Origin of the sequence: Pseudoalteromonas rubra, from assembly GCF_001482385.1 — a bacterium.
Classification (GTDB): Bacteria; Pseudomonadota; Gammaproteobacteria; order Enterobacterales; family Alteromonadaceae; genus Pseudoalteromonas; species Pseudoalteromonas ardens.
On record NZ_CP013611.1, the window covers coordinates 35,770 to 49,364 of the forward strand.

Sequence of the window (13,595 nt, forward strand, 5' to 3'; positions counted from 1 at the left end):
CTCTGTCGCGTACTTAGGTGCGGCAGAGCACATTTGCTCAACGCGTTACTAGGTTATGAGCATATGAAGCGGCTGTAGCATAAAGAAGTGGCACAGGCATACAGTACTGTCGGACTCCAGGTGCCACCGGCGACTTGCGGTGTATCTGCCTGGTGTATTTGCCTGGCGTTTGTCGAGAGATGTTTAATTGATGTCTTTTTTAGCGTCAGTTTCATGTTCATTCCTTTAGTTGTTACGTTCACCAGATTGAACGCGCAGTTAATGTACAGTGTTACCGATCTGAACACATTTCCTTTTTATTAATTATTAATTAACCTTTTATTGCGATTTTTTGCTCTAGTGGCTTGATTTTATGTAAGATAAATAAATGTTTCAAAATTCCACGCTGTTAATTTTATTTTTTATTTTTGTGAAAGTTTTTTGCGGCGGTCAGGTCTTTTTGTAAGAATTCAAAAGGAGATACAACATGACCACATTATGCAAACCTGCGACTTTTTATCCTGAACACCTTGTCAATGCAGATGACATCATGACCGTAATTGAGATTTGCCACCCGGATAGTCCGTATAAACAACGGGCTTTTGAGATGATCCAAAATACAGAGGTAAAAAATCGACATTTGATTTTACCTCTGACAGAGGTTGTGAAACTTCAGGATTTTGGTGCGCGGGCTGCACGCTATAAAGAGGCCGCCATTGAAATGGCAGAAACAGTTGCTACTGAGGCGATGGAAAATGCTCAGGTTGCCCCTGAGGACATAGATATGGTGATCGCCACCTCATGTACCGGCTTTATGATGCCCTCTTTAACAGCCCACCTGATCAACCGGTTGGGTTTACGTAATGAAACCAAACAAATCCCGGTTGCACAATTGGGGTGTGTGGCTGGTGCGTCGGCAATCGGGCGGGCGTTTGAATATTGTCAGAGCCGAAAAAACAGCAATGTGCTGATCGTCTGTGTTGAAACATCCTCATTGTGCTTTCATAAAGAAGCCAACCGGTTGCAGGACTTTATCAGTGACGCTTTATTTGCCGATGGCGCAGCTGCGGTGGTAATGCGGGGCGATAGCCTGGTATCTGGCCTTAAGCTTATTAACAACCAGAGTGTGGCGATTAAAGATACCATTCCCTATATTGAATATGACATTACGCATCAGGGCTTTAAGTTTTCGTTAGATAAAGAGGTGATGCATTCGATCCCACACGTTGCGCCATATTTGCAATCGTTTTGTCAGCGCAGCTTATCGCGCAATGCAAACCAGGTAGACAGCACGATTTTTCACACTGGTGGTAAGCGTATTCTTGATGAGCTGGTAAGGTGTTTGTCGCTTGAGCCTGATATGGTATCACGCTCTCGCGATTGTCTTGCTGAAACGGGTAACACCTCGAGTGTTGCAGTGATTGATGTACTTAAGCGTACCTTTGATTCAGCCAGGTGTGGTGATGCCAGCCTGCTTGCAGCGTTTGGCCCAGGTTTCACCTCGGAGATGAGCATTGGTGTATGGCATTAAAATGCGTTTAGGGTTTAACGTAAGATAAAAAGAACTGACTTGCAGCTGATCGAATTGACGGATCAGCGCGAGTCAACTTTCGCCATTTATTGCTGACCTGTTGCTAACCCGAACGATGATTTTGATGTTGACCCGTGACGATTTTGGCATGCACAATCTCAGGCAGGACTGTGATTTTATTGTATAATTTAGCGATTATCCTTTAATGTTCAGGATCATGTACAAAAAAGCCTTTCTTGCGCTGAGCGTATTCTTTATTTCTGTGTTAATCGTGGCAACACTGGATACTTTTTGGTTTCACAGTTCAACCACACAACGACCATCCCGGATGTCCTCAGTATTGCCCCCCGAGGTTCAGTTACAGCAATTGCAATCAGCACACCCGCTGCTCGACATTTATGAACTGGCCTCAGATTCCCCGCAAGCGGCGTTAGCACAACTGACGCGCTGGCAACAAGGCGCTCATGAGCTGGTGCCCATTGAACAAGTGTATGTGATGTGGGTCCACAGGCGTGCAACCCGTGATGATCCCGAGCGGGCCAGGCTAAACGAGCAATTGACAGACCTTGCGAGCCAACATCAGCTCTACTGGCTGGAAGCCTGGGTTGCCCAGGCGCAGGCAAAAACGGCCTTGCGTATCGGTGATCTTGCAACCGCGCGTTCTGCTATTTTAAGGGCTGTGGCGGTTGCTCAGCAACACCAGGTCGGGTTCCTTTTAAAGGAGGTCTATAATACCGCTGGTGTGGTGTTTAACTCGACCAATGAACTGGTTAAATCGCAGCAGTACTTTCTTAAAGGAATTAAACAGCTTGAAGCGTTACCCGAACACCGACTGCGTGCGCTGTTGCACAATAACCTCGGTCTGTTGTACGTGCATCTGGAGCAGTGGGACAACGCGTTAAAATACCTGAGCCAGGCTGAAAAACACTACAGCCAGTATGCAGATGCTACGCCAGAGTACATGTCGTTAATTTTATTTAACCAATCTTTTGCCCATAACCGTGCAGATCAGGCCGTCCAGTCCAGAGAAAAATTCGAGCAGGCACTCAGTTATCTGGATGAGGATGTGAGCGATTTTTATCGGGTTGTCGCGCTTAAAAATGAGGCCAGACTACTTAATCTGGAAAAAGACTTGGGTGGTGCGACGCAAAAAGCCAGTCAGTGCGTTGCGATGACCAGTGCTGAAAAATTCCCAATGCAGCATGGGATCTGTTTACTGGAGCTGGGCTTTGCTTACTACGCGAGCAGCCGTTTAGATGAAGCACATGCGGCAACGCACTCGGCGATGGCGGTTTTTGGTAAGCTCAACCATGCTCGCTGGCTAATAAAAAGTCGGCTTTTCCTTGCTGAGGTGCTTGAGCGACAGGGTGAAGCGCAAGCGGCATTAGCATTACTTAAAAATGCCCGGATAGAAGAAAAAACCATGACTATGAATGAGTTGATTGCCCTGGATACGGCGCTGGAGGTGCAGCAAATAGCCCAGGAACGAGACTTGTTGAGTGCGCAAAGTCGTTTATCTAAGCTTGAGCTTTTACTGGATAAGCAGCGTTTCAGATTACTGGTTCTGTGGCTGCTCCTGGCGCTTGCGGGGTCAGGGTGGCTGGCGCTGCGTGCCAGAGCAGTGAGTAAAGAAAACCGTCGCCTGTATGACCTAAGCTTTGTAGATCCACTCACTAAAGCGGCCAATCGTCGTTTGTATCAGCAGGAGGTGGCATGGCCAAACAAGCTGAGGCCTGAGGTTCAATACCGGCTGGTGGTGATTGACCTGGACCACTTTAAACAGATCAATGACACCTATGGTCATGATAAGGGAGACTGGGTACTCAGTGAAGCCGCGGGCCGGTTACAAAAGTTTGTAGCCGATGATGAGTTGTTTGTACGCTGGGGTGGTGAGGAGTTTCTGATGGTAGCTAAACAGCGCGATGCTTTTCGGGACTTTGCTCAAAACATGGTTGATGCGCTGAGAGAAGAGCTCTTTGAATTGGGTGACACTTCGCTGCGAGTGACCGCCTCTTTTGGTGTAAGCGAGGCAATGAGCGTGCTGCAATTGGGGGCTTCTGATGGGGCATTTAAATGCGCCGATCAGTGTTTGTATCAGGCTAAGAACAATGGCCGGGATCAAGTTGTGATGCCTGAAGAGATCCGTTAGTTGTTACAAAGTGTGGGGTCACATTAGAGAGCACTTACTTGAGACGCCGGGAGCGTAATATAAGTGGTGGCTGGAGAAGTTGGTATATTCCGGTAAGGCGCGTTGAGGATTAAAGTACCACAATGAACAATTAAGAACGGGCGCCATGAGGTTCCCGTTCACTATTCAGGGCAGCCAAGTAGAGCTCGATTGAATAGAGCAGGCAGTATCTACCGGATGAACCACCCCAGATTTGGTCATCATGGCCGCGTGCGATCACTTTTGATTTTGCGTGATAAGCAGACAACAAAACCGATAAATTAGCGTCAAAACCGGGGTCCGGCTTTTTCATCCAGTATCCATCTGCACAAGATTCTTCAGGTGCTGCAAGCTTAAATACGATATCGCCCTGACCGTACTTTGAGTAAGTAATTAATGTTGTAACCGTTGTTTTACCTGAACCTTTAACACTGGCAAACGTTAAGGTATTGAAAGTGGCCAGTAGAGTGAATAATAGGGTAGTTTAAGTTTTCATTGTTTCAGTTCTCTGTATAAAATTGCGGCAAATAATGCACCGTAGTTTCAGGTCAATAAAGCAGCAAATCACTTTTTTGGGTAAATAACATCTGTTACTCCGTCTATGAAGGCACCATTTGCAGCTAGTGCGACTGGATAGTCGGAGTGATAATGGCCGGGGTGAATCGGCCAGCAAGTCATTTTTATTTACTTATACAGTTCCAACTCGCCTAAGCTGAGGTAGTTGCCCAGGTCATTGGATACGTCGAGACGGTAATATTGGTAATGTGCCTTTGATCCCAGACAGTACTCAGACATGGCGGGAAAGTCGGGTTTGTCGCCAGAGCCAATTGGGGTCCACACTTGTTTGTCGTTACTACCATACAGTTTCCAGCTGGTGGTTACCCAGGTTGTGGTGTGATTGTAACCTTGTGCAAGTGCGATTTTAGACACGGCTTCTGCCTGAGGCAAAGTGACATAGATTGACTCTTGCTTCTCTTTAGAGCACCAAACATGGCTGTAGCTATAAACAACCACGCCATCATTAAGGTGGTTAATACTACCGTGGCTGGTCGTCGCTACTTCAAAGCCTCTGATATCGACTTTTTCGTCCGCCAGCTGGCAAGCGCGGTTAGGTACCGTGCCGTCACCTATGGTTAGTTCAAAGTCACCGCTTTGCTCCGTCGCATCAACCCAGTGCCCATACCAGCCATTGAAATCCAGAGACGGAGAACCGTAATAAGTGGCTTTCACACCGGCCTGATTGATCACATCAAAGGTGATGTACTTAGTGCTGTCGGCCGCATTTAACTGAGGCTGGGTGCCGTGAACCTGGTTGCCAGAGATAATACCGCCGTGGCTGTCTGTTGCAATGTTTCACACCGGTGGTAAGCGTATTCTTGATGAGCTGGTCAGGTGTTTGTCGCTTGAGCCTGATATGGTGTCACGCTCTCGCGATTGTCTGGCCGAAACGGGCAACACCTCCAGCGTAGCGGTCATTGACGTATTAAAACGTACCTTTGACTCTGCCAGGTGCGGTGATGCCAGCTTGCTTGCGGCGTTTGGTCCCGGTTTCACCTCAGAAATGAGCATTGGCGTATGGCATTGAGCTGAAGGCATCAATCATCATGGTCTGTTCTGAATCAGTTCGGTTAATGTGACTGGTGTACCAACACCAGCAGGGTGGTTGTTCTTGTTTTTCCTGCCAAACTCCCTAGTAAGGGCCTTATGCTGTTGGGTTATTTACCTGCTTTTGACTTGTGACAGCATTTACATGAGAGAGGTGTATTCAGTATGCCTTCTCTCCAATAAACAGCCAATGTCTCTTGCTCACAGTTTTCGCCCACTTCCACCTTGTAATTAGAATGTAATAGGTTTCTTTTTCCGGAGGTATTATTTTTTGTTTCAGATTAGCGCACTTTATATTTGTTGTTTTTGTAATGAATGGAGTGCCGATACGTAGAGTAGACCAAAGGAGTCATAGTCATGAGCAGAGATGTCACACTCACTGTTGAAAATAATACGGGCGTAACACTTATCTATGTCAATGATAGTACAGAGCATGGAAAGTTTGTAAAAAAGCCGCCAAAGAAAATAGAAGCAACAGGATCCTGGGAATGTAGCAGTGTAAGCGGTGGATTATACGGACCTAAGGGGGAGGTGGTCTATCAACTTGAAAACCAGGATACCTTCATCAAATTCACCTTTAATCATCCGATCTCGGACTCAAAAAGTGTTTATGAGGTGAAGCCAGACCCTAAAGACGCAGTGGACTCTGAAGTGGAAAAGTCAGGAGGCCACACTCAGAAAGTTATCTACAAATTATATTCAAAAATGTAAGTGGCCTTAACCTTATAGCTTGAGTGTCATATCAGTGTTGACCGATTAAACAGGAGTAAAATTATGGAACCTTCCATCCAGAGCTCATCGCTTGATGAGAGTATGGAACCTCCGATCAAAAACCCCTTGCTTGGTGTGAGTATGGGGTCGAAGGTGTTTGCATCTTCAGTCAATCAGTTCAAAAATAGTGTGCTAGACAAAAATGTTAGCCAAATGGTTGCGCAGGAAGCATCTTGGAAATCGATGTCGGGTGAAAGTAGTTATGTCTATAAAGACCATTTGAATGAAGGCGCATTTGGGATATCTGGTGCCTACGGTATATCGGGTATTAGTCAGTTTAAGGCCTCCCTCGCGGCCTATGCGGGTCACGCCGTCGCACAATCTAGTAAAGCGATTACAGTGAACTACAATGCCATGTCCGTAGCCGGAATTGAATACATTGATTTTGAAAATCTAACGGTGGGCAGCTTTTTAGAAAGTTTAAATAGTAGTGCACGTACAACCTGCATGATTGCGCTTGATGCCTACAATAAAGTGATAGAAACAGCCGCACAGCTTAAAGTGGATATTCTGACGGGACTGAATAACCCTGAGGAGTACCCCGAATTGACCGCGAGTATTGATAAGTGGATTAAAGCCTGCAATGTATTTAACGGTGCATTTGGAGATGGATTAGTCGTTGGCGTCACCTGGGGAGCCTGCGGTGCAGTCCAGATGACGATGAATTCAGAAACTGAGGATGGTTCATGGCAGTATGGTGGTGAAGCCAACTTTTCTTATTCAGGCATTGCTACCCCGGTCAATGTGAATGTTAAAACAACCTACGCAGGCAGTAATTCCAGTAGTGATGCTAAGGTTAACGTGACGTGCAACAAATTTTGTAGTGGCGCTAAGTTAGAAGATGATATCAATGCGTGGTTCAATGAGCTTGCAGGTAAGAGCTACAAGGAGCTGGCAGATGTTGATGTCATGGCTAAGGCACCGGCTCTGACGATTAAGGATACGCCAAAAATTCCTCCGTTTGAAAAACCTCCAGTGAGTGATAGTGTGGCGAGCCGGGTGGACAAGATAAAGGACTTAGACGGGCTTAAGGCATTTGCGGTGGCTTCTGCATACGACGCAGCTAAAAGTAAAGACAAAACGTTAACACTCGATAAATTTATAAATGAGGCAGAAGAAAAATCAAATATAACGGGTTTATCTGAAGCCCTTGAGCAAATTAGAGACAATGACGTAGACACACTGAAGCAGGAACAACAGCCAGAAGTCGATTTTAAAAAAGCAGAAGCGCAGAATTTACAGGCAGCGTCTGCATTAGATTCTCAGGAAGCTGCTGCTATGTCATCCGGCGCACCGGCGACACCTGAAGGCTATGTTCCACTGGGAGTGTGGATTTCTAGCTGGTCGGATATTTTCCCCTGGCTAGCACGCGGGTTTGAAAATAATATTGAAAACATGGATACCGTCGCTTCATTAAGAGCTCGGGTGATGCTTCAGGATTTTCAGACGCTGCACAATATATACGCTATTGCGCATAATTCAGGGATCACAAGCCTGACCGGTGGTGATGAGGTGAGAACCGCAGACATCGCCAAAGCATTTAGCAACGGTGCGGCGAAGCTGCAAGGACTTGATGCCGATGTTAATGCCATATACAAGGAGTTGGGAGTAGAAGCGCGCACTATCTACCAGGTATGGAATGAAAAAGGCTTTTTGAGAGATTGTGAACTGGGCCTTGGGCTGATTAAAGGCAGTAAATCGGTAAGTACCAAAAAGCGACCTGGTGGTACAAGTGAGCGTCAGGTATACGAATTGAAAGCTTGTTCGTTTAATTTTGCGGACAAAGATTATACGAAATTCAGCCAGTTCTACGGTTTGCTGCCTTTGATTACATTGGAAGGAGATGTATGGATATTTGGTCCAGAGCAGGGGGGGCTAAGCGCAATCTATGATACTGAAGCCGTCTTTTCAAAACCCGGTAAGGCCAAGTATCTCAGGTTCGGTTTTGATACTGAGCGTAAAGTACTGACGAGTCTGGAAGGGAAGGTGACTTGCTATCCAATTCCATTTACGGCAGCTATAGGTGACTTGGAGTGGAAAGGCATGTCAGTCAGCACTAATGTAGCATCCTGCAAAAGTTTACAGGAGAATCTGAAACAGTTACAGACTCGCCTAAGTGGTTTGAATGCCTGGACTTTCAGTAGCCAAAACTGGTCATCGGACTGGACGGCAGAGACCCCCTTCAAGCAGCAGTCTATCCCAAAACAGTATATTGGGCTTATCGAAGAGATCACAACGGTTATTTAAATTCGAGTGCCTGTGACTACCATTAAACGTTTATAGTAGCCGGGTGTATCCGGCTATTATAAACATATCGAATTATTTATGCAGTTCCAGCTCACCTAAACTGAGGTAGTTGCCCAGGTCATTGGAGACATCGAGACGATAGTATTGGTAATGTGCTTTTGACTCCAGACAGTACTCAGACATTGCCGGGAAGTCGGGTTTGTCGCCTGAGCCAATTGGGGTCCACACCTGTTTGTCGTTACTGCCATACAGTTTCCAGCTAGTGGTCACCCAGGTTGTGGTGTGATTGTAACCTTGTGCAAGTGCGATTTTAGACACGGCTTCTGCCTGAGGCAAAGTGACATAGATTGACTCTTGCTTCTCTTTAGAGAACCAAACATGGCTGTAGCTATAAACAACCACGCCATCATTAAGGTGGTTAATACTACCGTGGCTGGTCGTCGCTACTTCAAAGCCTCTGATATCGACTTTTTCGTCCGCCAGCTGGCAAGCGCGGTTAGGTACCGTGCCGTCACCTATGGTTAGTTCAAAGTCACCGCTTTGCTCCGTCGCATCAACCCAGTGACCATACCAGCCATTGAAATCCAGAGACGGAGAACCATAATATGTGGCTTTCACACCGGCCTGATTGATCACATCAAAGGTGATGTACTTGGTGCTGTCGGCAGCGTTTAATTGAGGCTGGGTCCCATGAATCTGGTTACCAGAGATAATACTGCCGTGGCTGTCCGTTGCAATGAAATGCGCGCCACGAAAGTCGGGTGTGAATGTGGTTAATTTATCTTGCGTCAGTATATTGTCTCTGACACTGTCCTGTTTAAGGATCAGTTCATCACTTTGCGCTACAGCAGAGCAGGCAACCAGCGCCAGTGTACTCAAACAAAATTGGGCTTTCTTATTGGTCAACATATCTATTCCTTAAAATTATCCTTGTTTCCAATTTTGTATTCTACTGAACTGTTTATTACAAAGATATGTTTGGGGACCTCTATATCTCTGAGGTACGCACTCAGATCTCGTACGCACATCGCACTCATATCCATAAATCGGTACACTTTGGTACATCTTTTCTGTGCCTGTACATTTATCATTGCGCTTTATACGCATTACTAATTAAATGGAATAAGTATGAATTCGATATATGCCAGAGCGTGTTTACGCGTTTCACTGGCTTCGTTACTTGTTTTGAGCTCTCATTCAGGGCTTGCCGCACAAAAAAGCACGCAAAGCGGGGACGATGAAGCGCTTGAAGGCGGGTATGTTAAGCTGGGACTTGGCTACCGGGCCTCAACGCCAAACCGGGCGCGGGATCATCAAGGAAGCGGGGCTTCAGCATTTATCAATGCTCGTTATCAGTTAGCAAACGGTTTGTTTGCTGAGCTGACTAACTACAGAATGCTCAATGATGGTACGCGTGTTGGGTATAATTTTTATAACCCCGACAGATGGAATTTTGATGTGATCACCCTCAAGGCGCATCAAAGCCTTGATTTTCCAGGCTGGCAGAATAATAAGCCGACCGTACATTATCGTAAATCAACGCAAATGCTGGGCGTGCGGGCTACAGGCTCTTTTAACAAAACCACAGTCCAGTTTAGCTGGGCACCCTATTCGTTTAACCGGGAGTATGACGATGGCATGTTTGCTTCTTTGTGGGTCGATCAGTCGTTTCAGTATAAAAACTGGCAGATGTACGCCAATACGGGGTTAGTTTATCGTTCTGAGGAAATCATCAATTACTATTTTGGTGTGCCTGAGGAGATAGCGTCTTACATGTTTCCTGCCTATTCCACTTCCTCCGGGACAGAGGTTAGTGCAGAAATTGGGGCGCTGTATCCTATTTCACAACACTGGATGTTTGAAACCTATTTTAAATACAGCCATATGCCGCGCAGTATCAATAACAGTCCCTGGGTCGCTATGTTCAACAAAGTTGAAAACCGTGATGGGCATGTATCTGAGCTGGGGATTTTAGTGAGCTTTGTGTTCTGACCAGGTTGAAAGTATCTACTGTTATAGCGTTATGAAAAGAATAAAAAAGAACCGAGCTGGTTTGCTCATCATACCGGCTTTTACATGTCAGGGGTTGTTACTGTGTGGCCATCTTCAGGCAAAGCCTGATGACACTGAGCTGAGCAGAAATCGACTGGAGTTATCGCCGACCCAGTGTGTGTCGGTTACGCAAGGGGATAAATGCCACGTTGATGTGAAAGTGCAATGGCAGACACTAGCAGGAGGTACGTATTGCCTCAAATCCTCTCATTCTCAGGAGGCGTTAAAGTGCTGGACAGGGGCACAAAGTGGCTATATTGAACAAACTATTGTGACTACAGAGCCTGTTGTATTTGCGCTTTACAGAGGAGATGGCGTGGAGCTTGCCAAACGTGAACTCAAGCTGATGTGGGTGTACAAACGTTCGGGCCGTTCACCTGCGTCATGGCGGATGTTTTAAGCCTATGTTTGTAAACAGCGTATCTTGGTACGTTTTGATACACATTGGTAGCCCTTGGTACACCTTAGCATGCTGATTTCTTTTAGGATGGTTTCACTTAAGCAAACCACCTAAAGGATATGCAATGCAACTTACAACAAAGATAAAACACAGTGTGCTGATGGCATCGATGTGTCTTGGTCTGGGCGCTTATGGCAGTTCAGATAAGCATACAACTGCAAATCAACCAGAGCCGGTAAAAAAAGCCGAAGTAGTGCAGCCTGAGAGCAAAACCCTGGATTACCAGGCGCTGATAGATCAGCTGGTGTCGGACGAAGTGCCAGGAATACTGTTGTATGTAAGAACCCCCGAACACGAATTCACAGGAGCAGCTGGTGTTGCAGACCTTGAGCAGCATACCCCGATGGATGTTAACAGCAGCTTTCATATTGCCAGCTCTGGCAAAATTTTTACCGCGCTGCTGGCCACCATGCTGCATGAAGACGGCATGCTGGATCTGGACAACACGCTCGATACCTGGTTACCAGCCACTTTGCTGGATCAAATTCAATATAGCGACCAGATCACACTACGGCAACTGCTTAATCACAGCAGTGGTATTTACAACTACTCAGACAAAAATACCTATGTAGAAGATAAACTCGCTAATCCGGCATTACCAGTCACTAACGAAAGCCTGACACAGTATGCACTGAATCATCCCGGTTATTTTAAACCCGGTACCGGCGTTCATTATTCCAACACCAATTACACACTTGCAGGCATGATACTGGATAAAGTGCTGGGATATCATAACGCCATTGAGATACGAAACCGCATTATTACGCCTTTATCACTGGATGCGACATTTGCCATCGGTTACGAACAGGACAGAGGGGAGATCACACCGGGCTACGACTACATAGACGGTGAGTTCATGAATGTCGGCCCGCTGTTTAGCACCATTTGGTCTAACGCAACGCCCATAGCGTCTTCCGTATCTGATCTGGCACTGCTCACCCGCAGCCTGTTTAAAAACGAGAGCTTTGCCAGTGATACCTTACAGGAGTTGCTACGTGGCAGTGACAGTCTTGTTCGTGAAGATGAAAACACCCAATACGCACTGGGTATGATGAAACACACTTATCCAAATGCCACCGTATACGAACACAGTGGCGGTAACCATGGTTATTCCACTCAGAATGCTTACATCGAAAGTCACGATACCAGCATTGTGCTGTTTCTGAGTTGCGGGTTTAACAGTGAGGAATGCGTCAATGCAGAATACGGACTATTTGAGTTACTGCTTACGGAACTGACAAAAGCCCCGACTGTTGAGTAGCAGGTTGGGGAGGGGCAGCGGGTGTTGCCCTCTTATCTGTTACGCCCAAATATTATTGGACTTATGGGAGGCGGACCAGGTCACATTACATCCGCTAAAATCTGACTTTAAGCAATTCAAAGTCTGGCAGGCGGCATAGTTCAGGGATGGTACTTTGCTTCAGTACTGATGGTGCTGATATAGTGTGGCAGATTGATTTTTACTGGGGTAGCACATTGATTATAAGAAAAGAGATTGATTATTCGACATACTCACTGAGCGACCTGGGGGAAGCCTGGCTCAGCGTAGATGATTATGCCTACCCCGAAAGAGCCATAGAGATCTACACGCGACTAAAAAGTATGGAAAAAGAGGAAGAGGGTGACGACGCGCAACACTCAAACGAATTTGTGAATCTAATATCTCGTTTCTTCCAGCCACATACCTTTGCGGATACCACCTTCAGCGATGAACTGCTCGAACAAAGCAATGCCGAAATGAAAGAAATACGAGTGCAGGCTATGATTGAATCGCGCGGAAAAGTGGGTAGTTAAAAACGTGCTTGAGGATGGACAATCCCATAAAAAAGCCCCCGCATATGCGGAGGCTTATTATTGGTGGAGCTGGGGGGATTTGAACCCCCGTCCAGAAAGCGTCGACCTTCGGTCCTACATGTTTAGTATCGTCTTTTGGTTAACCTTTAAGTCTCGGACGAACACGATAAGTAAAGGCGAGGCCGCTTAAATTTAGCCCTTCAACCCCGGCCAGGGTTTCCGTAGCGATCTTGTGTAGGGTGACACTCATAATCCAGATCCACAAGCATATCTTGGCAGAGTGCTAGCGGGCTATTATGCCGCTAGAGCGTAGTTATCGTCGTTTGCGATTACTTTAAATGCGGCTTTTTTACGAGGCCAACCGCCCCTCGACATGCACCTCAGGCTTCATGAATCCTGTCGAATCCTAATCAGCCCCTGAAATCTCTTTCAGTCAGTGATTGTGATTATACCCAACAAAACCCCTAAAGCTCAAGCGAAGTTTGCCGATAAGTACAGTGATAAGAACTACTTGGCGGTTTTATACTCAAATCTCATTTACAATCGTTTATATTTTGTGTAGCTGAGAGGCTGGTTGGGCTTAACAATTAGGGAAGGTTATGCTCAAATAAGGCAAGGCAATGGTTGTTTTTATATATCGTTGTTTAGTCTGATTGGCAGATTTGTACTTGTTTTAGCTAATACTGAAATTTGGCTGCATCTTAGATAATGGGAAATATAGCACTTTGGTTGTAATTTTTCCACGTGGTTCTTGTTGTTTGTCAAAATTCGCTTGCATGATTGGGTACCAGTGTAAAATGATGGGACTAGATATCAATGCCGTTAGAAGCGTGAGCGCTTTTTTGGCGGCGGTATCGCAGGCTGTTTTCTGTATAAGCTCTTCACAGATTGTCAGCATGGATGCAATACACAATAAGAGGTTACACAGCGGCCGAGTCCTATGTATAGACCTGGTAGTGCATAATAAATTTAATAACATCGTGCATATT

At 46.1% G+C, this 13,595-nt stretch carries 12 protein-coding genes and 1 other RNA gene; 9 read left to right on the plus strand and 4 right to left on the minus strand.

The window, feature by feature from the left end:
• Nucleotides 1-466: 466 nt before the first annotated feature.
• Nucleotides 467-1,510: a type III polyketide synthase gene (locus AT705_RS00165; RefSeq protein ID WP_058794985.1), complete on the plus strand. Its 1,044-nt coding sequence runs from the start codon at nucleotides 467-469 to the stop codon at nucleotides 1,508-1,510.
• A gap of 217 nt (nucleotides 1,511-1,727) precedes the next feature.
• The gene (locus AT705_RS00170) at nucleotides 1,728-3,659 is read left to right on the plus strand and encodes a diguanylate cyclase domain-containing protein (protein WP_058794986.1); all 1,932 of its coding nucleotides are present in this window, start codon (nucleotides 1,728-1,730) and stop codon (nucleotides 3,657-3,659) included.
• Between the two features lie 130 nt (nucleotides 3,660-3,789).
• On the opposite strand, the gene AT705_RS25620 is transcribed toward AT705_RS00170, so the two are convergent.
• Together AT705_RS25620 and AT705_RS00180 are read right to left on the minus strand one after the other, a co-directional pair.
• The gene (locus tag AT705_RS25620; RefSeq protein ID WP_058794987.1) at nucleotides 3,790-3,990 is read right to left on the minus strand and encodes a hypothetical protein; all 201 of its coding nucleotides are present in this window, start codon (nucleotides 3,988-3,990) and stop codon (nucleotides 3,790-3,792) included.
• Between the two features lie 371 nt (nucleotides 3,991-4,361).
• Nucleotides 4,362-4,907 (minus strand): hypothetical protein, encoded by a 546-nt coding sequence (locus AT705_RS00180; protein ID WP_157576618.1) that lies wholly within the window; start codon nucleotides 4,905-4,907, stop codon nucleotides 4,362-4,364.
• A gap of 82 nt (nucleotides 4,908-4,989) precedes the next feature.
• Here AT705_RS00180 and AT705_RS00185 point away from each other — a divergent pair, with 82 nt between their 5' ends.
• From AT705_RS00185 to AT705_RS00195, 3 genes are all read left to right on the plus strand, one after another.
• The gene (locus AT705_RS00185) at nucleotides 4,990-5,262 is read left to right on the plus strand and encodes a 3-oxoacyl-[acyl-carrier-protein] synthase III C-terminal domain-containing protein (protein WP_237113758.1); all 273 of its coding nucleotides are present in this window, start codon (nucleotides 4,990-4,992) and stop codon (nucleotides 5,260-5,262) included.
• A gap of 377 nt (nucleotides 5,263-5,639) precedes the next feature.
• A complete protein-coding gene (locus tag AT705_RS00190; RefSeq protein ID WP_058794990.1) occupies nucleotides 5,640-5,993 on the plus strand; it encodes a hypothetical protein in 354 nt (117 codons plus the stop codon).
• Between the two features lie 63 nt (nucleotides 5,994-6,056).
• On the plus strand, nucleotides 6,057-8,300 hold the full coding sequence (locus AT705_RS00195; protein ID WP_058794991.1) for a hypothetical protein: 2,244 nt from the start codon (nucleotides 6,057-6,059) through the stop codon (nucleotides 8,298-8,300).
• A gap of 72 nt (nucleotides 8,301-8,372) precedes the next feature.
• Here AT705_RS00195 and AT705_RS00200 read toward each other — a convergent pair whose 3' ends face one another.
• Entirely contained in the window at nucleotides 8,373-9,209 is an 837-nt protein-coding gene (locus AT705_RS00200) for a hypothetical protein (protein WP_058794992.1), read from the minus strand.
• A 219-nt stretch (nucleotides 9,210-9,428) separates the two neighbouring features.
• Here AT705_RS00200 and AT705_RS00205 point away from each other — a divergent pair, with 219 nt between their 5' ends.
• The 4 genes from AT705_RS00205 (at nucleotide 9,429) to AT705_RS00220 (ending at nucleotide 12,606) form a co-directional block, all read left to right on the plus strand.
• The gene (locus AT705_RS00205; protein WP_058794993.1) at nucleotides 9,429-10,292 is read left to right on the plus strand and encodes a MipA/OmpV family protein; all 864 of its coding nucleotides are present in this window, start codon (nucleotides 9,429-9,431) and stop codon (nucleotides 10,290-10,292) included.
• Between the two features lie 31 nt (nucleotides 10,293-10,323).
• Entirely contained in the window at nucleotides 10,324-10,752 is a 429-nt protein-coding gene (locus tag AT705_RS00210; protein WP_058794994.1) for a DUF3019 domain-containing protein, read from the plus strand.
• A 124-nt stretch (nucleotides 10,753-10,876) separates the two neighbouring features.
• Complete coding sequence (locus tag AT705_RS00215) at nucleotides 10,877-12,073, plus strand: serine hydrolase domain-containing protein (protein ID WP_058794995.1); 1,197 nt, start codon at nucleotides 10,877-10,879, stop codon at nucleotides 12,071-12,073.
• A 215-nt stretch (nucleotides 12,074-12,288) separates the two neighbouring features.
• Nucleotides 12,289-12,606 (plus strand): tetratricopeptide repeat protein, encoded by a 318-nt coding sequence (locus AT705_RS00220; RefSeq protein WP_157576619.1) that lies wholly within the window; start codon nucleotides 12,289-12,291, stop codon nucleotides 12,604-12,606.
• Between the two features lie 61 nt (nucleotides 12,607-12,667).
• On the opposite strand, the gene ssrA is transcribed toward AT705_RS00220, so the two are convergent.
• Nucleotides 12,668-13,024, minus strand: a transfer-messenger RNA (tmRNA) gene (ssrA, locus tag AT705_RS24730).
• Nucleotides 13,025-13,595: the final 571 nt, after the last annotated feature.

Bases quoted from the DNA above. Each gene is read 5' to 3' on its own strand.
- AT705_RS00165 (WP_058794985.1), top strand. From the start codon at position 467: ATGACCACATTATGCAAACCTGCGACTTTTTATCCTGAACACCTTGTC.
- AT705_RS00170 (WP_058794986.1), top strand. From the start codon at position 1,728: ATGTACAAAAAAGCCTTTCTTGCGCTGAGCGTATTCTTTATTTCTGTG.
- AT705_RS25620 (WP_058794987.1), bottom strand. From the start codon at position 3,990: ATGAAAAAGCCGGACCCCGGTTTTGACGCTAATTTATCGGTTTTGTTG.
- AT705_RS00190 (WP_058794990.1), top strand. From the start codon at position 5,640: ATGAGCAGAGATGTCACACTCACTGTTGAAAATAATACGGGCGTAACA.
- AT705_RS00195 (WP_058794991.1), top strand. From the start codon at position 6,057: ATGGAACCTTCCATCCAGAGCTCATCGCTTGATGAGAGTATGGAACCT.
- AT705_RS00200 (WP_058794992.1), bottom strand. From the start codon at position 9,209: ATGTTGACCAATAAGAAAGCCCAATTTTGTTTGAGTACACTGGCGCTG.
- AT705_RS00205 (WP_058794993.1), top strand. From the start codon at position 9,429: ATGAATTCGATATATGCCAGAGCGTGTTTACGCGTTTCACTGGCTTCG.
- AT705_RS00210 (WP_058794994.1), top strand. From the start codon at position 10,324: ATGAAAAGAATAAAAAAGAACCGAGCTGGTTTGCTCATCATACCGGCT.
- AT705_RS00215 (WP_058794995.1), top strand. From the start codon at position 10,877: ATGCAACTTACAACAAAGATAAAACACAGTGTGCTGATGGCATCGATG.